Here is a 19,365-nt window from a genome sequence, read left to right as displayed (position 1 = left end):
ACATGAGTATTATTAGTATAAATATTTACGATAAACTCAATGATACTGGAGAAGACGAGGAACTTGAGGTATTTTCACACGAAAAGAGAGAAATTATCAATGGTTACAATGAAGAACTAAAGACCTACATACTCATTAATAATATTTCTCCTACTGGATATCAAAATATCCAGATTATTAATGATGAGGTATTTGCTCAGACAGTTAGAGTTAAAGGCGAAGTGGTTCATCAAGTTATAAAACAAGATATGTACCAGGCGTATATTAAAGTGAAAAACAAAAGACAAAGAGGAGTTGGGAATCTTGTTACTCTTTGTAGAAAAGACAGTTCATTAAAGGCAAAAGAAATTCTGGAAGAGAATTTCAATGTCGAGTATGAACAGCACAAATTTGACATACTCAAGATAATAGATGCAGCATCTGACGTTAGAAATGCACGATTTAAAGTAAGAATAGAAACTGTTAGTTCAGTAAGTATGGGTGGGACTAGGGTTCATGATACCCAATACTATTCAGAGATGCTTAGACGCGGACAGTTGTCAGCAGTAATTATAAATTATGACATGCCTCAGCAAGCAGTTACAATTAGGATAAACGTTGATGGAACAGTTCTTTTGTATAATTCTCTTACTGATTTTGAGATACTAGATTTAGTTGAAGACTTGTTAAGTATTGAATAAAAGTTAAACTGAACGCTCTCCTATATTAGGGGGCGTTTTTTTGTCCAGTTTAAAAAATTGATTTTAACATTATGAATAAAATTAAGAGATTACCAAAACAACTCAATCTTTAAGGAGGCGGCAGTGAATGTAGATGGTTGAAAAGCACATACAGGCGTATAAGGATTATGTCAAAGGTATGAAATACAAAGACCTTGCTGAGAAATATGGTGTGTCTGTAAACACAATCAAATCATGGAAACAGCGGCATGGTTGGCAAAGAAAAAAGTGTGCACCCTCTAAGAAAAGTGTGCACACAAAAAAAGTTGGTGCACCGCTTGGTAACAAAAATGCTTTAGGGAATAAGGGCGGCCCACCAAGGGGAAATCAAAACGCTGTGACTCATGGATTCTTCTCGAAATTCCTGCCAGAAGAAACTCTCTCCATCATGGAAGAGATTCAGGAATGCTCACCTGTCGATATGATATGGGATCAGATACAGATTCAATATGCTGCAATTATAAGGGCACAAAAAATCATGTTCGTTTCTGACAAGGAAGAAATGATTAAGGAACTGAAAAAGAAAAAATCGGTTTTATCTGAGACAAACGAAGTCGAAGAGGAAGAATTCGAATTTCAATTTTCTTGGGATCGTCATGCAACGTTCTTGAACGCTCAATCTCGTGCAATGGCAGAGCTCAGGAATTTAATTAAACAGTTTGATGGATTAGCTCATTCGAAAGACGAACGACGCCTTAAATTGGAGCATATGCGCTTAAATATCAACAAGAAAAAAATAGAGATCGAAGAACTTACAGAAGAAGATAAACCTTTTGAGATCACCATTGTAAACAAAGGTGATGACAGTGATTAAACAGGTAAATCCACATTTTAAAGAATTTCTCTTTGACTGGAATCAAAAGTTTCAGTTTCTTGTGGGTGGTTATGGATCATCCAAAAGCTATCATGTGGCGCTCAAGATTGTTCTGAAATTGCTCAGAGAAAAGCGTACTGCACTTGTTATCAGAGAAGTGTACGACACACATAGGGACTCAACATTTTCACTTTTTGATGAACTTGTAAGTGATCTGAAATTAGATCATATCGTTAGATGTGTATCTTCTCCGATGCAGATTCGATTTTCAAATGGCAGCAGAATCATCTTTAAAGGGATGGATAAGCCAGCCAAACTGAAATCAATCAATAATATTTCACTCATTTGGATTGAGGAATGTTCAGAAGTGAAGTATGAGGGATTCAAGGAGCTGTTAGGACGTCTTCGTCACCCGACATTGCCGCTTCACATGATACTTTCGACAAATCCAGTCGGAGAGGACAATTGGACTTTTAAGCATTTCTTCAAGGATGATAGGGAGAAGCACTTTGTACTGGATGATAAGGAGCTTTATAAAAAACGGATAATCGTTAGCAACGACACCTATTATCATCACTCAACGGCGGATGATAATCTTTTTCTGCCAGAAAGCTACGTCCAGCAACTTGAAGAATTAAAGGAATACGATCCAGACCTTTACCGGATTGCGCGGAAAGGTCATTTTGGCGTGAATGGAATTCGGGTATTACCGCAGTTTGAAGAACGGCCACATGAAGAGGTTATGAAAGCTATTGCTGATATTAATCGGCCGCTTAAACGAGTTGGAATGGACTTTGGTTTTGTTGAGTCGTATAACGCCGTCGTTAGGGTTGCTGTGGATCATGAAAAGAAATATCTCTATATCTACTGGGAGTATTACAAAAATGGACTAACGGACGATAAGACGGCCGAAGAACTTAAGGAATTTGCAGAGACTAAGGAATCAATCAAGGCGGATTCAGCAGAGCCAACGACAATCCGTTATTTTCAGCAACACGGTTTCAATATGGTGGGTGCCCGTAAATATCAAGGATCACGCCTTCAGTATACAAAGAAGATCAAACGGTTCAGGAAGATTATTTGCTCTGATCGTTGCGAGAACACGATTTATGAGCTAAAGCCGCTCACTTATGCTACCGATAAGCTGGGGAACATCATAGAAGACGAGTTCACCATAGACCCGCATACACTGTCAGCTATCTGGTATGCTCTCGATGATTATGAGGTAACCGATTTGAAAGAAGAATCTAAAGGGAGACCTCAAAGATCAAGACCAGGAAGGAGGTAAAGCATGTCAAAACAATCTGTTAAAGCACGAGTGATCAAAGCTTCTCCACCTACTGAATCAACGAAACAAATTTATGAAGATGAATTTGCGGACAGTTATGACAGTAATATTTTACCGCCTCCGTATAACCTAAAAGAATTAAAGATGATTGCTGAGTATTCAACGATCTTACAGCAATGCGTTGATGCTTACAGGACAAATATTGTGGGTTTTGGTTTTGATTTTGAGTATTCGTTTGATGTAAACTCTCCAGATGTGACAAATGAAGAAAAAACAGAAGCTGAAAGTGAATGGACAAAGCTTGAAGAGTTCGTTAAATATCTTCACTTTGATGAGTCAGCTGAGACTTTACTCGGCTTTGTGATTGAAGACCGAGAAAAGACCGGTAATGGATTTATTGAGGTTATCCGAAACGGTGAAAATAAGCCAGCCGGCATTGAATACATGGACGTTCAAAATGTACGAGTTTGCAAACTGTCTGAACCAATCGAAGTTGATTTTACGTACTTTGAACAAGGACAAAGAAAATCAATCAAAAGAGAGAAACGATTTCGAAAGTATGTTCAGATGATTGACGGCCGTATGGTTTATTTTAAAGAATATGGTGATCCTCGCACTTTAAATTTAGAGACAGGTCAATATGATGAACAAACCCCATTCGAGAAACGAGCAAATGAAGTGGTCCATTTCAAAATAGGAAGCGGTACTTATGGGAAACCGCGATGGATTGGCCATATTGTTAATCTGTACGGGGCTCGAAAAGCTGAAGAGCTAAACTTCATGTACTTCAAACAAGGTAGACATATTCCCGCTGCCATTACAATTGAAAATGGTATGTTGTCTGAGGACTCATATACACAATTGCAGGATTACATGAATGGGCTTGAAGGTGTGGAAAATGCTCATAAGTTTCTTTTACTTGAAGCGGAAGGCATAGCGAAGGGGAAAAACATTCATGGTGATGAAGAGATTGCTCCAGTGAAAGTTGATATTAAATCACTTGCTGAAATCCTTCAAGAGGATGCCTTGTTTCTTGAATATGACCAAAAGAGCCGAGACAAAATTAGATCGGCTTTTCGTTTGCCTCCACTTTATACAGGTGAAGCTCAAGATTACAACAGAGCGACAGCTGACACAGCAAGAAAGGTTACTGAGGAACAAGTATTTCAGCCTGAACGAAAATTAATCACAGGTAAACTGAATGCTTTATTTCTAAATGATCTTGAAATTCATAAGGTTCGTCTTATGTTGAAAGGGCCTGACTTTAGAGACCCGCTTGAGATTGCTAAGGTTCTAACACCGTTTATAACAGCTGGTGCAGTTTCTCCGAATGATCTACGTGATCTGGCTGGACGGGTACTTGGTAAGACGCTTGAAGAATGGCCAGAGGAAGAATACAACCGGCCGCTTGGTAAGAATAGCACTGAGTCCGCTTCCGATCCTTTGGCTGCGCTGTTTAAATCTAAGACCGGTACTCCTGATATGATTGGGTTATTAAAAGATATGAGGGATGTTCTGGAGGATCTGAAGAGATGAACAAAACAGATAAGCTATTGGACAGTCTGAACGCATTCATTCAAAAAGCCGAGGAAAATCAGTATAAGCAATTAGAGGAAATGGTACCTGACTTTCCTGGCAAATCTAATATACCCAAGTATGTGGAGGAATATGAAAAAGGCATTGCCAGATTGCTCAGACGCCAGCATAAGAAGTTTTTAGATGGTCTCAAAGGTTTTGTAAGCAAAGACTCAGAAGAGACGTTAAAAGCCGTTTTAGTGTTTTTTACTCAGAACCTATTCGCGGAGGATGATTTCGAGGAAGAATTTCAGGAACTGACTGAGGGATTCCTGCAACAGACTATTGAAGAGCTGGCTGAAGTAATCATGGATTCAATAGATCCAGAGGTGCCTTTTAAAGTCTTATCTACCCGTACAGTTAATTGGATTAAGGATTGGTCAAAGAAGCTAGCTGAGATCATGAAGTTAAACACTCATGAAGCGGTGGAGAATGTACTGACAGACGCCATAGAAAACGGATTATCCATCCAGGATATTGAGTTGAAGCTTAAAGACATGCCTCAATTTGATAGGGAACGAGCTCGCACAACGGCCATAACTGAAGTGCTTGCCGCTTCCTCTGCCGCGCAGCATGAATCTTATGCACAATCGCCGGCAGTAAAGAAAAAGAAATGGCGGCACAGCGGAGGGAAGAAGAACAACCCGCGTGAAAATCACATCGATCTTGATGGCACAGTCATTGGAGTGGATGAAGAATTTCAGATACCAGGTAGCAGCGAGACCTGCATGTTTCCGCGAGATCCTAAACTATCTGCAGGCGAGCGGGTTCATTGCCATTGTGTTTTGTCGCCTGTGGTAGATAATGAGATTTTAGGACTGTCAGCTGAGGAAAAAGAAGAGATTCGAAGAGAAGCCTTAGCAAACATGGAATAAAATAGTATAATATCCTCATTAGTTGAATGGGGGATTTTTATGGCAATACTCTTCAGTTTTTTGTTTATTACATATTTATTAGATTTTCATATTCCAGTGGATGATGCAACTAAGTTGATATCGTCTGTTTTAAATTCTAAATTTATTACTAGCGCAATTACTTCTTGGCCATTAGCTGTAGTTATTATTGCATTTGCTTTCAAAAAAGGAATACTTAATCTTTTAAAAGAAAGAGAAATCACGGTATCAGGGGGAGGGGGAAATGGTTTATTGGTCTCTATTGGGGATAGACTGGAAACAGTAGCGGAAAATTTAAAAGAGGCACCTAAAAAAGATGTTAAAGATATTCAAGCTGTTATAGACATTCCTGTACAAACAATGATAAATGATCAACTGATGTTAGATGCAGTATTTCAAAAGGCACTAATAGATCCAACTCAAACCATTAAAGATATTTGGAGTGATTTTTTAATAGGTTTAGAAAATATCATGAATTTTGTAAAAGTAAAAACTGATCTAGAGTTTGAAGGCGATATTTCTCACGTTATGGATGTGCTGTACGGAAACGGTAAAGTTTCAAAGCAAGCGGCTGATGCCATAAAAGATTTATTTATAATTTCTAAATCGGTTGAAAGCAATAGCCTCAAAGTTAGAAAAGTTAGTAAAGATAAAAGAGTTCAATTTGCAATTGAGGCAAGTGATTATTACAAATTTTGTGCAGAGTCGCTTGAACAACTTCGTACTGAGTTATCAAAAACACTAGCAGAAGACCTTCATTCATGAGGGTCTTCTTATTTTGAAAGGAGGTGAACAACATGCCAAGAGAATTGGTGAACGCAAAAATCACCCATGTTTCATACGTCGACAAGGCTGCTAATCAAAAACAGTTCTTTTTTATGAAGTCAGAAGAAAAGCCGGTATTTCAAAAAGAAGTCAAGGTTCTTACCAAAGAAGCGGACGAGCAAAAACTCGTTTATGGAATCGTATATGAACCAGAAACAGTGGACGCCCACGGGGATTTCATGACAGCTGCAGAAATCGAAAAAGCCGCTCATGGATTCCTGAAAGATGCCCGAGAAATTGACAAGCAACATGACTTTCAGGGCGGTGTTGGTGAGGTGGTAGAGTCCTATGTCGCACCTGCTGACTTTGTAATGAATGGGGAAACCATCAAAAAGGGTTCATGGGTCCTTGTGACGAAGGCTTCCGAAGAAGTATGGGAGCAAATTAAAAAAGGCGTAATTACAGGCTATTCAATGGCTGGTACCGCTGAGACAATTGAAAAACAAGAAGAAAAGCCCGTTTCTCAAGAGAAAACAGATGAGAAAGGGCTTTTTAATTTGCTCAAAAACTTTTTTACGGGTAAGCAACAGCAATCATATGAAGAGCCAGTTACAAAGGCGGGCAGAAAGTTTTCCGCTTCAAACCTGCAGGAAATTAAAAATGCTCATACTGCTCTCGGTAATTTACTGAGTCAGGTAGAAACAGAAGAGGAGGAAGAAGAAATGACTTCGGATGAAGTAACAAAATCCATTCAAGAAGCATTAGAGCCAATTAAGAAGCGGCTCGAAACATTAGAAAAAGAGGAAGAACTTAAAAAGAAAGATAGAGAAAAAACAGAAGAAGAGGTTGAAAAAGAGGACGAGAAAATCAAAAAGGCAATTTCAGAAGCTATTCAACCGCTCGCTGATCGTATTGAAGCAATTGAAAAAAGCCGGGGAACATCTAAGCAAACTGAAGAATCGGGTTCCGAACAAGTTCAAAAATCAATCTGGTCAGGGTTGTTTTAATGTATAAGGGGGATAAGAATGAGAAATCAAGAGGTTATTAATAAAGCAGAAATGACGCTTTCTACTTTAGAGAGCGGCGGGATTATGAATCCTACTCAAGCTTCAACTTTTATTCGAATGGTTCAAGATACGCCAACTATTTTAAGAGATGCGCGTGTTATTCAAATGGACCATGACACACAGAAAATCGAGAAGATCGGTTTTGGTCAGCGTATTTTAAGGGCAGCCCAAGAGGGAGTTGCGTTAACTAAAGATCAAAAATCAGTTCCATCAACTAGCACAGTTAACTTAAGTACAAAAGAAGTTATTGCTGAAGTTAACATTACCTATGACACACTTGAAAACAACATCGAAAAAGATGGTCTTCAAAATACAATTATGCAAATGATAGCTGAGCGTGCTGCGGTTGATATTGAAGAGTTGCTTGTAAATGGAGACACATCTTCATCCGACTCATATCTTGCACAATTAGATGGCATCAGAAAACAAGCTACATCTCACATTGTTGATGCTGCAGGTGAGGAACTGACACGCCAAACGTTCAAGCGAGGGTACAAAGCTGTACCTCCAAAATATTTGCGAATTCCGCAGGAGTTCCGTTTCTATACATCGCCTGGTATTGAGGTTGAATGGAAAGATCGCGTAGCTGATCGCCAAACAAATTTAGGGGATGCAGCTGTTCAAGGTGGCCTTTCTTCTGCTTTTGGTGTTCCGGTCAAAGGTATTGCGAATTTACAGCCTTATACGATTGGAGAGGGAGATACAACAACTGATGTTTCTGATATCATCCTTACTCATCCGAAGAATATTATTCTTGGATTCTCTCGTAACATTCGGATTGAAGTAGATAAAGACATCCGTCGCCGTATGTTTATCATTGTTCTGACAGCGAAATTGGATAGTGTTTTTGAAGAAGAAGACGCCGTAGCCAAGATTGTGAAAGTGAAGGAGTAGGTGGTTTGGTGTGTACACTGCAAAGCTTATTAAAGGCAAAACATACAATGTCATGGGAATAACCTTTCGAGCAGGTGTCAGTCAAACAGTACCAAAAAGGCTCTATCAGTATTTAAATGAAAATCCATATTTTGTGCTGGGTAAAGATCTTAAGAATCAAAAGGATGATCCGATAAATTATACTGAATCGGAATTGAAAGGTATGAATAAAGCAGAGCATGAATCCATTATTTCTAATCTTGGTGGCAATCCGTCTGACTTCAAAAACGCAGATGAAAGAATTGCCTACATCCTTAAGCAATTAGATAACAAAGGGGAGTGACCTATGCTGTTAATCACTCCCGATGAATTAAAGAGTTATTCGGTTTTTGAGTCTGTAAAGACCAGACCTGACGAGTTGTTAAAACAGGATATACTTGAGGCAACTGCCGATATCATTCTTAAAGTTGGACATGATTTTTCAGATGCAGAGTATATTCCTTTGCCTGAAACGGTTCGACTGGCCCTATTAAAGTTGTCTCAGTTTTATGCTCTTATAAATGGCGACGAGTCAATTATTAAAGGATATACAACTGAAAAAATTGGTGACTATTCTTATACTCTAGGGGATGGCAGATCTCTTCAAAAACCTGATGTGTATGCATTAATAAAAGATTATGTGAAACCGGCTGACCCTGATTTAGAAGGGATTGAAGCGAAAGTGCGGATGAGATCAATATGAGTTATCAATCCTTATTGACTCACAGATGTGGCATTTACCATCTACAGGAGAAAAAAGAAAATAGACAGCAAAAATTCGGGGTGCCGGTTGAAGATGTTCAACCGGTTTTTTCGTACCCTGATGAGCCGGATATAGAAAATCAGCCGTGTTATTTTACAGAAAAGAGTCAGTCCGTTATCCAACAAGAACCGAATGTAGCTATTTATCAATCATTCCTTGTGCATTTCCCTGCTACTGCTGATATTCGAGTAAATGACAGGGCGGTTTGGGATGGTACTGCTTATAAATTACAGAAGCCCCGCAAAGTCAGGAATCATCATTGGGAAGTTACGGCAGTACGGGAGGTTGAATATTTGTGAAGATCAAAGGTCTTGATCAGTTCATTCAGTCATTAAACCGTGCTTCTCGTAGAGAATTGAAAGGGAGATACGAGGAATGGCTTGAAGCTATGGGTTTTGAGTTCCTAGACATTATTCAAGATGAAATTATCAGGACGAAGACGGTAGACACACGCCGCTTGCTTAATTCCTTTCAGAAAGGTGACCAGGATAATATCTTTTCAATGACAAAAGGCAGCTTAAAGTTGGATATTGGAACAAATCTAGAATACGCCTCATATGTGAATGACGGGCACTTTACTATCGATCCGTCTAAAAATCAGGATAGACGGTGGGTCCCAGGGCGGTGGAAAGGCGACCGTTTCGAGTATGACCCTGCTGAAAGAAAAACCGGAATGTTGCTGAAGTTCCAATGGGTCGACGGTTCTGGCTTTTGGGATAACGCCATGGCTATATTTCAGTTGATGTTTGAGAGAAGCCTTGAGCGGAAGCTACAGCAATGGATTGATGAAGAATTTTAAGGCGGTGTTGCCATGAATCAAGAAGTAGGTTCAATTATGGGCTATCTATACAAACTGTATCCAGTTCAAGTGTATGAAGAAGAAATACCGCAGGACTTTGCTGTTCCGTCTCTTTACTTTCCACCCGCTTCCACAGTCGATGGGGTGGACACAGTATCTACGTTTCAGAAATCCTATGTTTTAAACGTAAAACTCTTTCACGAAAACGCACAGAAGGCTCATAACGAAGCAGAAAGGATTGTGGATACACTTAGAAGCAAAAGGGGCATAATTCCGCTTATACAAGAATCTGGCGAGGATACGGGGGATTTTATTCGTCTATCTCGAATAGAAACGCGGGTATCAGATGATTACGCGACCATTGTCTTAAACTGGACGAGCCGCTATTGGTATGAGCGGGAAGAACAGCGTTCAATAGATGGTTTTAAATTTAAAAGCGGGGTGAAATGATGGCCACTAAAAAAGAGAAAGCGGAAAATGCTTTTTATATTAAGGATTTGCGAGAGCACAGTCGAGAGCTCTTTGGGGTAAAACCCGAGGTGTTTGACGGTGCTCTTTTTCATGTTCATAAAACGAGTATTACAAAATCGGAAGCGAAGAGGTTAATTAATCAGTTTCTTCAAAAGGAGGTCAAATAGATGAACGGGGGGACTTTCACGCCCGGCAAGGAAAAAGAGCGTGCCGGTATTTACTTCAACTTCAAAACGACCGCGGAAAACCGTGTTTCTGCAGGAGAACGTGGAACAGTTGCGCTGCCGATAGCTTCCAGCTGGGGCGAGGTTAAGAAATTCATTTCTATCTCTTCCATCGAGGACTTGAATAAAAAAGTCGGATTAAATATCGATGATCCGTCTCTTTTGCTTTTACGTGAGGCAATGAAAAAGGCAAATACAGTCTTGCTTTATCGCCTGACGGAAGGTCTCCGTGCTTCGGCAGACATTGGCGAAGGTGTAAAGGCTACTGCTCTTTATGGCGGCACTAAAGGTAATGACATCATTATTAGTATTACGGAGAACGTTATTGACTCTTCGAAAGTTGATGTCACTACCTACCTTGATCAATCTGAAGTGGATAAACAAACAGTGTCTAAAGCTGAAGAGCTTAAACCAAATAACTATGTCACGTTTACGGGGAAAGGAGATTTAACAGTTACTATTCCATTAACCGGTACGGCCCCTGAAGATGTTAGCGGTGCTCTCCCTACAACTTCCGGAATCCGCTTGTCAGGCGGAACAGACAAAACACCGACAAATGCCGATTATACAGCTTTCTTGGAAGCGGCTGAAACGGAATACTTTGACACAATCGCTTTACCTGTAGAGGATAACGAGCAATTAAAAGCAACGTTTGTTGCGTTCATCAAACGGCTGAGAGACAACCAAGGGCAAAAGGTTCAAGGTATTCTTTCAAATTACAAGGGAGACCATGAGGGTATTATCAATGTAACTGGTGGCGTCCTACTTGAAGATGGAACGGAGATCACTCCTGAAAAAGCTACTGCTTGGGTTGCAGGCGCAAGTGCGGGGGCTACATTTAATCAATCACTTACATTTGTAGAATACGGGGGAGCTGTAGATGTCCTTAACCGAATTGACAACGACGAAATCGTTGAACGATTGTCAAATGGGGAATTTTTGTTTACTTATGATTCTCGTGATAAATCAGTATCGGTTGAAAAGGACATTAATTCACTCACAAGCCTAACAGCAGAGAAAAATAAGATGTTCCAGAAAAACAAAATTGTCCGTGTACTTGATGCAATCAATAATGACCTTACATCTCAATTAAAAGCATTGATCAAGTCTCGCAAAGCAAGCGGCAGTGACGTTCCCGCTACAAATGACGGACTGCAGTTTGTAAAAACGCTGATTACTCAATACTTGAGTGTTCTTCAAGATAACGGGGGCATTACTGATTTTGATTCAGAGAATGACATTACAATTGCTCTGAATAACGATCGTGACGGCTTCCTGATTGATCTTGCAGTTCAACCGGTGGATGCAGCTGAAAAATTCTACTTTAATGTTGAGGTGAAATAAGAATGGCATTAAAAGCGCAAAACACCATTTCAGGTAAAGAGGGCAGGCTGTTTCTTGATGGAGAAGAAATGGCCCATATCAAAACGTTTGAAGCCAACGTGGAGAAAAATAAATCCGAGGTAAATATCATGGGGCGTCGGATGACAGGGCATAAAACAACCGGTGCAAACGGGACAGGGACAGCTACTTTTTATAAAGTGACTTCTCAATTTGTTCTTATTATGATGGACTATGTGAAAAAGGGAAGTGATCCTTACTTCACTTTACAAGCTGTACTAGATGACGCATCTTCAGGGCGTGGTACTGAACGAGTCACCTTGTACGACGTGAACTTTGATTCTGCGAAAATCGCTGGGCTTGATGTTGATTCAGAAGCATTAGAGGAAGAAGTACCGTTTACCTTTGAGGACTTTGATGTTCCTGAGCAGTTGAAATCAACATTCTAATTACTTTCACAAAATCGCCAAAAAGATTACGAAAAGCTTGCGTAAAAGATGACGAAGCTCAGGCGAGATATTAACGAAAAAAAGGCGAAACTCAGACGAGATATTCACGAAAAAATGTGGTAAGATTACGTTAGAAGTGATTCAACTGAACAAGTTTCAAATAGAAACTTGTATTTCTTTCAAAAGAAATGCATAAAATAAAAAAATACCGGAGTGTTGGCGCACTCCGGCCTGTACAAATGCTGGCTCCTCATTGGAGCGCTGGCTATAGGTGTATTTAGATATGGACCTACCCTAGAAGTTTCCTAGGCCTCAAAGGGTGGTCTATTTCTTTTTGTCTATATACGTCAACAAGGCGAGAATAAACATTCCCGTTCCAAGCATTAAACTAAGCGCTTGAAATGTCGACATAGGCGTCACCCCCTTTCAGGGGATTTAGCCAGCAGACCACCTTTGAGTTAGCCGTGCAAATGTACAGGAATAATTATACACTAGACAACCGTATAGCAGTTATCATTTTTTGTTGGCCTGAGTAGTGATAGTAATCCCAAAAGGGAAAATAATGTGTAATGCATTTCTTGTAATGCGTTTCAGAAACTCTTTATTTTTTCTTAAAATCAAGTGGAATTTAGGGGAACTTAGAGGAATCTAACAGAATTTAGAGGAATCTACGACATATCACTTGATAACTCTGGTTGTTAATATTAATATTAATGTTAACAATAGTATTGGTAGTACTGGTACTATCAGTAGTATTAATACTACTGGAAGTCAGGTATTCACGAATACCGATGTAATGTGTTTCATTTTTCTTGGTTTTTCGTGTATTTCTTGAACAAGAAATGCATAAAATAAAAAAAGATAGAGTGCGGCAACACTCTATCTTTTGAAAATTACCCTTCCTGAGGGTCCATTTTTTCACTTGGACACTTTTCCGCTCTTGTATAAACCGGATGAGTGTCTTTTTTCTTGAAAGTGAATATAAAGGTCAAAAAAGTCAAAACCACAGTCACAACACTGCCAAGTAAACTAGCAAAGTTTATGATGACCATGAATGTTTCATAGGCAGACATATGAATTCACCTCCTTTTACAGAATATAAATTAAGGAATGATTGTATGGAGGGACCTACACGCTGCTTAAAGCAGCTTATCTAATATTATAACTGAAAAAATTGGTAAGGCATATTTTTTATAGAAAATATGCCTTTTTTTATTTCTGAAATGAAAAGGAGACAATGATTATGAGCGAAAAACAAAACGAAAAAGTATATGACCTTTCATTCTTTATGCCAGGCCAAACAATCGAAGCGGAAGAAGTAGAAGTGCCTATCTCAAAGCGGTTTGTGGACAAGCAAGGAAAGGTGATTCCATTCATTTTCAAAGCAATTACGACTGAACGAATTGACGAACTTGAGAAAGAGAACACCACTTACAGAAATGTAAAAGGCCGCGGTCGTGTAAAGGAGTTGGACAGCCAACGCTTTTATGCTCGCATTGCAGTTGAAACAACTGTTTACCCAAACTTTAAAGCTAAGGAACTACGTGAGGCTTACAAAACAGAAGATCCAGTGGAAGTCGCCAAACGTGTTCTTTCAGTCGGCGGTGAGTATGCGAACTGGCTAAACAAAGCAATTGAAATCAATGGATTTGATGATGATCTCGAAGACCTTGAAGAAGCGGCAAAAAACTAGTAAAGGACGGGGACAAAGAGGCTGTATATCTTTATTACGCGATGCATGAGCTCAAATACGCCCCGTCAGAATTAAGAGAACTATATGAGGCTCCGAAAGAATTCAAGGCGCTCTTATATGGGTTAATCGGTTATAAGCTTGAGCTGTTAGAAAAAGAAGCGAAGAAGGGAGGTAATTAACTATGGCTAAACTAACAGCCACGTTTGAATTACATGATAAGATTTCCCGCAAGCTTCGAATGATACAAGGCAATGCTGAAAGACTTAAGAGGGCCGCTAACGGCCCTCTTATTTTTGAGGCTGAAGACCGGACTGAGAGAGTTATGCGGCGGATTGACCGATCGGCCAACCGTTTGACCGGACGGGCTCGATCGCTTGAAGTGGATTTAGATGATCGAGTTTCGAATGGCTTACATTCTATACGTCAGCAAGCTGAGGATCTTACCGAGGGCAGCCATGAGGTGACAGTTTCCGTAAATGATCAAGCTACACCACGTTTTCGTTTGATCCGTGGAGGTCTCTCTGATTTGAATCGCTCGCACGCTGAGCCAACTGTTTCAGTTCGTGATCATGCAACAAACCAATTAGATGAGATCCGTCGTCATGTGTCCGATGTAGACGACGAACTTGCTGAGCCAACCGTCTCTGTTAAGAACAGAGCTTCAGCTGCTCTGGATGCAATTGAAGCGAAAATAGACAGCTTGAAGGATGCTACCATTACTCTGGCAGTTGCAGGTGGTTTTTCTGCAGGTTCAATTATGGGGTCTGGTAAAAGTACAATGTCTCAGGATGCTTATGTGTCAGCAACTTCAAACGTTAATAAGAAAGATGTTGCAAGAATGACGGATCAGATCTATTTCAATAATAAAGCAGGCAGTTCTCGGGAAGAAGTCAGTTTATCTCTTAGAAACTTATCGCAACAGACAGGGGCGTCTAAAAAAGCTCTAGCTGAATTGACTGAGTCGTCAAGTAAGATCGCTCAGCTCATGAATGCTGATCAGGCTGAGGTAGATCGTGCTTTCAGTTCAATGTATAACAACTTGAAATTGTCTGGGAAACAAAGCGGAGACTTAATTGCTTATGTATACCGGAATGCCGGTGACCAGGCTGATGATTTATTAGACACGATGAATGAATACAGTTCCACCTTTAAAGACTTGAAGCTCACAGGCGGCCAAATTGCAAACGCCATGGTAAAAGGAACAAAGGGTGGCGCCAGAAACTTCGATAACCTAGCCGATAGTATGCGTGAGTTTAACATCCGCCGAACCGAAATGTCTGATAGTCAAGTGGACGCATTTAAAACGCTGTTCGGAGCCAAGGAAACTAAGAAAATGTTCAAGGGCTTCAAAGATGGTTCAATAAGCGGTGAGGAAAGTTTATTTAGGGTGGCAAAAGCCCTTTCTAAAGTGAAAGATAAAACAAAGCGGGCTGCTATTGCGACTGAGCTTATTGGAACACAATATGAAGACCTTAAGCAGCCGATTTTAGATATGGCTGAGGGTATTGGTACAAGTGCCAAAACAAGCGGTGAATTAGAACGTAGCTTTACGAAACTTCGGGATAATAACCCAATGACACCGGTTAATGATGCCATGAGAGATTTTGAAAGCATATCTAAGGATATGGGAACATCTCTGCTAACTGGATTAGGACCGGCCTTTGATAAAATCAGCTCGTTCATTAACAGTAAAGAAGGTCAGGAAAAGCTTAAAGAGATCAAAAAAGATATTGCTGATCTTGGTAAGGAGATAGGTGATAAGTTAAACGTAGCCATTGAGTGGAGCGTCAACCATTGGGATGATTTAAAAACAGCGATTAAAGTTGTGATCCCTTCTTTAATTGGGTTGATTGGTTATTTGAAAATACTACGTCCGCTTTTAAAAGGCATAGGTACTGTCGGAAGTGATGCAGCAGGCGTAATCCGAAAGTTAATTCCAAAACGTACTCCTGAAGCTGGCGCTAACATGCGAAGTGAAAGGAGGAACAGAAACAGTAATCGTAATCTCAGCACAAGGAGTAGAGAATCCAAAACTACCACAAGTCCAACTAGTTTACCTCGAAGCGGCAGCTTAACATGTTGCTGTTGTAGCGATGGAGGTAAAAATGATCGCATTCGTAGAAGACGAGGGAAAAGAGTTTTAGGACGACGCGGTAATTCAAACCGAATGAATCCTTCTGATAGTTCAATTGCTGTGTCATCTGAACGGTTGGAGAGAAGGCGTTCCGGTAGAACTGTAGGTACTAATCCAACCAGAGGTTCAAGATCAGCAATAATCACTACGAGATCGGAGCTATACTCAGCTGGTAGAGCTGCAGGCGGTACATCGAAGGTCGGGAAAGTCTTAAGTCCTCTGAAAAGTGTTGGCAAGTTTGCAAAGGGAGTTCCTCTATTAGGAACAGCATTAGCGGCAACTGATTTAATTGGGATGAATAAAGACAATGTTGGTGAAAAAATTGGATCAGCTGGCGGTGGCCTTGCTGGAGCGGCTACAGGAGCAGCTATTGGCAGTGTTATTCCAGGAGTGGGAACAGCCATTGGTGGAATAGTTGGTGGTATAGCAGGCACCCTGGGTGGATCAAGTTTAGGTAAAGCGTTTGATGGTTCAGAAGTAAAGAAGAAACTAGACAGTACATTATTTGATCAAAAATGGTGGTCTGAAAAATGGTCCGGCATTAAGAGTAATGCGAAGACTTCTCTCAATGGGTTAAGTGATACATGGTCTCATGTAAAAGAAAAGGTGAAGTCCACTTTATTTAATAGTGAATGGTGGTCTGAAAAGTGGTCTGGTGTTAAAAGCTGGGCACAGGACAAATGGAATAGTGCATCATCTGTTTGGGAGTCCGTAAAGGGAAAAATAAAATCCACTTTGTTTAGTGAGAAGTGGTGGTCAGGAAAGTGGGAAGGTGTAAAAGGTTGGGCTCAAAGTAAATGGGACAGCGCGTCTTCTGTTTGGCAATCTGTTAAAGGAAAGCTGAAATCCACTTTATTTAGCGAGAAATGGTGGTCAGGAAAATGGGAAAGTGTAAAGAGCTGGTCAAAAAATAAATGGGACAATGCTAAATCAATATGGAAAAGTGTTAAGAGTTCCATCTCAGAAACCCTTTTTAGTAAGAAGTGGTGGTCTGAAAAGTGGCAGAGTGTAAAGGAATTGGGAAGCAGTATTTTAGGTGGAGTAAAAGAAGTTGGTGGTAAAGTAGCTTCAAGTGCGAAAAAAACTGCTGGTAAAGCGTGGGGATATGTGAAGAGTGGCGTAAATTATTTATTTGGTACCGGAAAAGAAAAGCCAAAGAAACATGCTACTGGTGGTTACATTACGAAGCCAACAATATCTTGGATTGGTGAAGCTGGTAAAGAATTCGTTATCCCTGTTGAGAATAATAAAGGGCGCGGCAAAATGCTCCTTTCTCAAGCTGCTTCAAAATTAGGGATGAGTGTTGTTGATGATATAGCGTCTGCTTCATCTGCAGGAGGTGAACCAGCAACTTCCCCGCTAGTCCGTAGAGCGGCGGTGACTGCTTCTGTATCTCCTATCATTGACATATCCAGTCTTGATGAACAAGCGACTTCATTTGGTCAACAGTTCACTAAAGGCTTTGATCAAGGAATTGGGGATCATGTTGTTTCTATGGACGCTTGGAAACAGAAAAACGTTGGGCAGCCAATGAACAATTTAATCTCTTATTCTCCGAATTACGGAAAGCAAGTGGTCAATGGATATGCTAAAGGTCAAAACAGTACTTCGACCGGTACAGATGGCTTCTTGCAGACGAAGATTAAAACACCATTCCAGAACACCGTAAATAAATCCTCTTCATGGGGAAGTGGAACGGTCAAAGGTTTTGCTTCCGGACAAAATAGTTCACAAACTGGTACTGATCAATACGTCAGCACTCATATTAACAAGCCGTTTATCCGATCTAAAGAATCTTCAAACGGATGGGGAAGCGGTATGATCGGTAATTTTGTTTCAGGCATGACTTCTAAGGCAAGTGAAGTGCATGAAGCTGCCAAGGAGCTGGCGAAAAAAGTTGAGAAGGCATTTCGTGAAGAGCTTGATATTCACTCACCTTCCCGTGTCATGATGAGTCTCGGTCGCTTTGCCTCTATAGGTATTGTAAAAGGTCTGGATTCAGTTGATGTGAAAAAGTTTGCTGAAAAACAAGCGGGCTCACTAGCTGCTGCTTATTCCGGAATGGGAGCAGTAAGCGGAAATGTAAAGCAATGGCTCATGGCTGCTATCATGGCTACAAAGACACCGATGAGCTGGCTCCCAGGGCTGATGACAATTGCTCAGCATGAGTCAGGCGGTAATCCGAAGGCAATCAACTTATGGGATAGTAATGCGAAAGCAGGACATCCATCTCAGGGGCTCATGCAGACAATCCCAAGTACTTTCAACGCACATAAATTGCCGGGCATGAATAACATTCTTAACCCGATTCACAACGCTGCTGCTGCGATTGGCTATATCAAAAGCAGATATGGGTCAATTAATAATGTACCAGGCATTAGAAGCATGAGACACGGAGGTCCATATGTTGGCTACGCTAACGGCGGACTTATTACCAAAGAGCAGATTGCCCGTGTCGGTGAAGGAAACAAACGGGAATGGATCATTCCAGAGGAGCGAGGCATCCGTGGACGTTATCTGTTAGCACAAGCAGCTAAGGCACTCGGAATGGAAGTCACAGACCCATCTAAAAACGGGCAAACTGAATTATCTTCCGGTCAGGTAACAGCTGCCACAACGGGAAGCAATCAAACAACAGTTACAGCTGCAGGCGGCAAAGAGGTCATTATTCAGTTTAATGGCGATCAGCATTTTCACAATGACCAAGACATGAACAGTCTTGTAGCTAAGATTAAGCAGGCCCTTGTCGATGAGCTTGAACAGGAAATCAACATTGGAACGAAGGGAGTCGTTGCTTTTGACTAAATCCATATATGAATTCTGGATTTCACAAGGGAAGGATAAGCTACGGCTTCCTGTCCTTCCTGAACAAATTGATATTTCAAACACAATTCAAAATGAATCAGTAAAAGTGGCTAGTTTTGGGGAGATCACTTTTATTGATAAACCGGGAGCGAAAGAAATTTCGTTCTCTTCTTTTTTTCCAAAGAAACATAGCCCGCTTGCTGAGTATAAGGGATTTCCTTCTCCTGAAAATGCTATTGCAAAGATCGAGAAATGGGTGAAATCTAAAAAGCCTGTTCAATTCTTGATTACTGGAACGAAAATTAATGTAACTTGCAGTATCGAGGTTTTTTCTTATAGCGAGGGCCAAAAAGACATAGGTGATCGTGATTATGAAATAAAGCTGAAGGAATACAAAACCGCTTCGCCGCGGAAGATCAAGCAAAAGAAAAAGACAAAGAAAAAACGGCCGTCTAAGTCAGCTCCTAAAACATACACGGTTAAAAAAGGGGATACATTGTGGGACCTTGCCGGTAAATTTTATGGGGACAGCACAAAATGGCGTAAGATTTGGAACGTCAATAAAAAGGCTATGATCAAGCGAAGCAAACGGAATATAAGACAGCCAGGACACTGGATCTTTCCTGGTCAAAAATTAAAGATACCGCAATAAG

At 40.5% G+C, this 19,365-nt stretch carries 22 protein-coding genes; 20 read left to right on the top strand and 2 right to left on the bottom strand.

The features are described 5' to 3' along the window. The first annotated feature begins 2 nt into the window (after window positions 1-2). The 16 genes from NYE56_RS12830 (at window position 3) to NYE56_RS12755 (ending at window position 12,080) form a co-directional block, all read left to right on the top strand. Window positions 3-680: a hypothetical protein gene (locus tag NYE56_RS12830; protein ID WP_258173516.1), complete on the top strand. Its 678-nt coding sequence runs from the start codon at window positions 3-5 to the stop codon at window positions 678-680. Between the two features lie 133 nt (window positions 681-813). Further along, entirely contained in the window at window positions 814-1,533 is a 720-nt protein-coding gene (gene terS, locus NYE56_RS12825) for a phage terminase small subunit (RefSeq protein ID WP_341283941.1), read from the top strand. Next, window positions 1,526-2,821, top strand: coding sequence for a PBSX family phage terminase large subunit (locus NYE56_RS12820; protein ID WP_341283940.1), 1,296 nt, complete (start codon window positions 1,526-1,528; stop codon window positions 2,819-2,821). The genes terS and NYE56_RS12820 overlap by 8 nt, the downstream gene beginning before the upstream one ends. A 3-nt stretch (window positions 2,822-2,824) precedes the next feature. Next, entirely contained in the window at window positions 2,825-4,357 is a 1,533-nt protein-coding gene (locus tag NYE56_RS12815; RefSeq protein WP_341283939.1) for a phage portal protein, read from the top strand. Continuing rightward, window positions 4,354-5,271 carry a phage head morphogenesis protein gene (locus tag NYE56_RS12810; RefSeq protein WP_341283938.1) on the top strand — a complete coding sequence of 306 codons (918 nt, stop codon included), beginning with the start codon at window positions 4,354-4,356 and terminating at the stop codon, window positions 5,269-5,271. The genes NYE56_RS12815 and NYE56_RS12810 overlap by 4 nt, the downstream gene beginning before the upstream one ends. Before the next feature lie 39 nt (window positions 5,272-5,310). After that, window positions 5,311-6,054: a hypothetical protein gene (locus NYE56_RS12805; protein WP_341283937.1), complete on the top strand. Its 744-nt coding sequence runs from the start codon at window positions 5,311-5,313 to the stop codon at window positions 6,052-6,054. A gap of 32 nt (window positions 6,055-6,086) precedes the next feature. After that, window positions 6,087-7,061 (top strand): XkdF-like putative serine protease domain-containing protein, encoded by a 975-nt coding sequence (locus tag NYE56_RS12800; RefSeq protein WP_335450872.1) that lies wholly within the window; start codon window positions 6,087-6,089, stop codon window positions 7,059-7,061. Between the two features lie 18 nt (window positions 7,062-7,079). Beyond that, window positions 7,080-8,015, top strand: coding sequence for a phage major capsid protein (locus tag NYE56_RS12795; protein ID WP_187957546.1), 936 nt, complete (start codon window positions 7,080-7,082; stop codon window positions 8,013-8,015). A gap of 10 nt (window positions 8,016-8,025) precedes the next feature. Beyond that, a complete protein-coding gene (locus NYE56_RS12790) occupies window positions 8,026-8,337 on the top strand; it encodes a YqbF domain-containing protein (RefSeq protein WP_088679326.1) in 312 nt (103 codons plus the stop codon). 3 nt (window positions 8,338-8,340) lie between these two features. Continuing rightward, complete coding sequence (yqbG, locus tag NYE56_RS12785; protein WP_341283936.1) at window positions 8,341-8,736, top strand: protein YqbG; 396 nt, start codon at window positions 8,341-8,343, stop codon at window positions 8,734-8,736. Then, complete coding sequence (locus NYE56_RS12780; protein WP_341283935.1) at window positions 8,733-9,095, top strand: YqbH/XkdH family protein; 363 nt, start codon at window positions 8,733-8,735, stop codon at window positions 9,093-9,095. The genes yqbG and NYE56_RS12780 overlap by 4 nt, the downstream gene beginning before the upstream one ends. After that, the gene (locus NYE56_RS12775; protein WP_341283934.1) at window positions 9,092-9,595 is read left to right on the top strand and encodes an HK97 gp10 family phage protein; all 504 of its coding nucleotides are present in this window, start codon (window positions 9,092-9,094) and stop codon (window positions 9,593-9,595) included. The genes NYE56_RS12780 and NYE56_RS12775 overlap by 4 nt, the downstream gene beginning before the upstream one ends. Before the next feature lie 12 nt (window positions 9,596-9,607). Then, the gene (locus NYE56_RS12770; protein WP_188323159.1) at window positions 9,608-10,045 is read left to right on the top strand and encodes a phage tail terminator family protein; all 438 of its coding nucleotides are present in this window, start codon (window positions 9,608-9,610) and stop codon (window positions 10,043-10,045) included. Next, complete coding sequence (locus tag NYE56_RS12765; RefSeq protein ID WP_019715093.1) at window positions 10,042-10,233, top strand: hypothetical protein; 192 nt, start codon at window positions 10,042-10,044, stop codon at window positions 10,231-10,233. Before NYE56_RS12770 ends, NYE56_RS12765 begins: the two co-directional genes overlap by 4 nt. Continuing rightward, window positions 10,234-11,634, top strand: a complete 1,401-nt coding sequence (locus tag NYE56_RS12760) for a phage tail sheath family protein (protein WP_341283933.1) — start codon at window positions 10,234-10,236, stop codon at window positions 11,632-11,634. It abuts the gene before it with no gap. Between the two features lie 2 nt (window positions 11,635-11,636). Further along, window positions 11,637-12,080: a phage tail tube protein gene (locus tag NYE56_RS12755; protein WP_003229930.1), complete on the top strand. Its 444-nt coding sequence runs from the start codon at window positions 11,637-11,639 to the stop codon at window positions 12,078-12,080. A gap of 324 nt (window positions 12,081-12,404) precedes the next feature. On the opposite strand, the gene NYE56_RS21335 is transcribed toward NYE56_RS12755, so the two are convergent. Beyond that, complete coding sequence (locus tag NYE56_RS21335; RefSeq protein ID WP_106610765.1) at window positions 12,405-12,491, bottom strand: putative holin-like toxin; 87 nt, start codon at window positions 12,489-12,491, stop codon at window positions 12,405-12,407. Window positions 12,492-12,973: 482 nt separating this feature from the next. After that, complete coding sequence (locus tag NYE56_RS12750) at window positions 12,974-13,153, bottom strand: Toxic peptide TxpA (protein WP_268472499.1); 180 nt, start codon at window positions 13,151-13,153, stop codon at window positions 12,974-12,976. A 170-nt stretch (window positions 13,154-13,323) separates the two neighbouring features. Here NYE56_RS12750 and NYE56_RS12745 point away from each other — a divergent pair, with 170 nt between their 5' ends. From NYE56_RS12745 to NYE56_RS12730, 4 genes are read left to right on the top strand one after another with little or no spacing between them, the layout of a single operon-like run. Beyond that, on the top strand, window positions 13,324-13,773 hold the full coding sequence (locus NYE56_RS12745) for a phage tail assembly chaperone (RefSeq protein WP_341283932.1): 450 nt from the start codon (window positions 13,324-13,326) through the stop codon (window positions 13,771-13,773). Between the two features lie 41 nt (window positions 13,774-13,814). Beyond that, window positions 13,815-13,952 carry a hypothetical protein gene (locus tag NYE56_RS12740; protein WP_021480099.1) on the top strand — a complete coding sequence of 46 codons (138 nt, stop codon included), beginning with the start codon at window positions 13,815-13,817 and terminating at the stop codon, window positions 13,950-13,952. Window positions 13,953-13,954: 2 nt separating this feature from the next. Then, window positions 13,955-18,712: a phage tail tape measure protein gene (locus NYE56_RS12735; protein ID WP_341283931.1), complete on the top strand. Its 4,758-nt coding sequence runs from the start codon at window positions 13,955-13,957 to the stop codon at window positions 18,710-18,712. Next, a complete protein-coding gene (locus tag NYE56_RS12730; protein WP_101861093.1) occupies window positions 18,705-19,364 on the top strand; it encodes a LysM peptidoglycan-binding domain-containing protein in 660 nt (219 codons plus the stop codon). Before NYE56_RS12735 ends, NYE56_RS12730 begins: the two co-directional genes overlap by 8 nt. The last annotated feature ends 1 nt before the right edge of the window (window position 19,365 follow it).

The sequence above is a fragment of the Bacillus sp. FSL R5-0603 genome (genome assembly GCF_038050295.1).
In the GTDB taxonomy this organism is placed as follows: Bacteria; Bacillota; Bacilli; order Bacillales; family Bacillaceae; genus Bacillus; species Bacillus subtilis.
The sequence above is the reverse complement of the archived record's forward strand: the minus strand, read 5'-3'. Positions and strand labels throughout refer to the sequence as shown.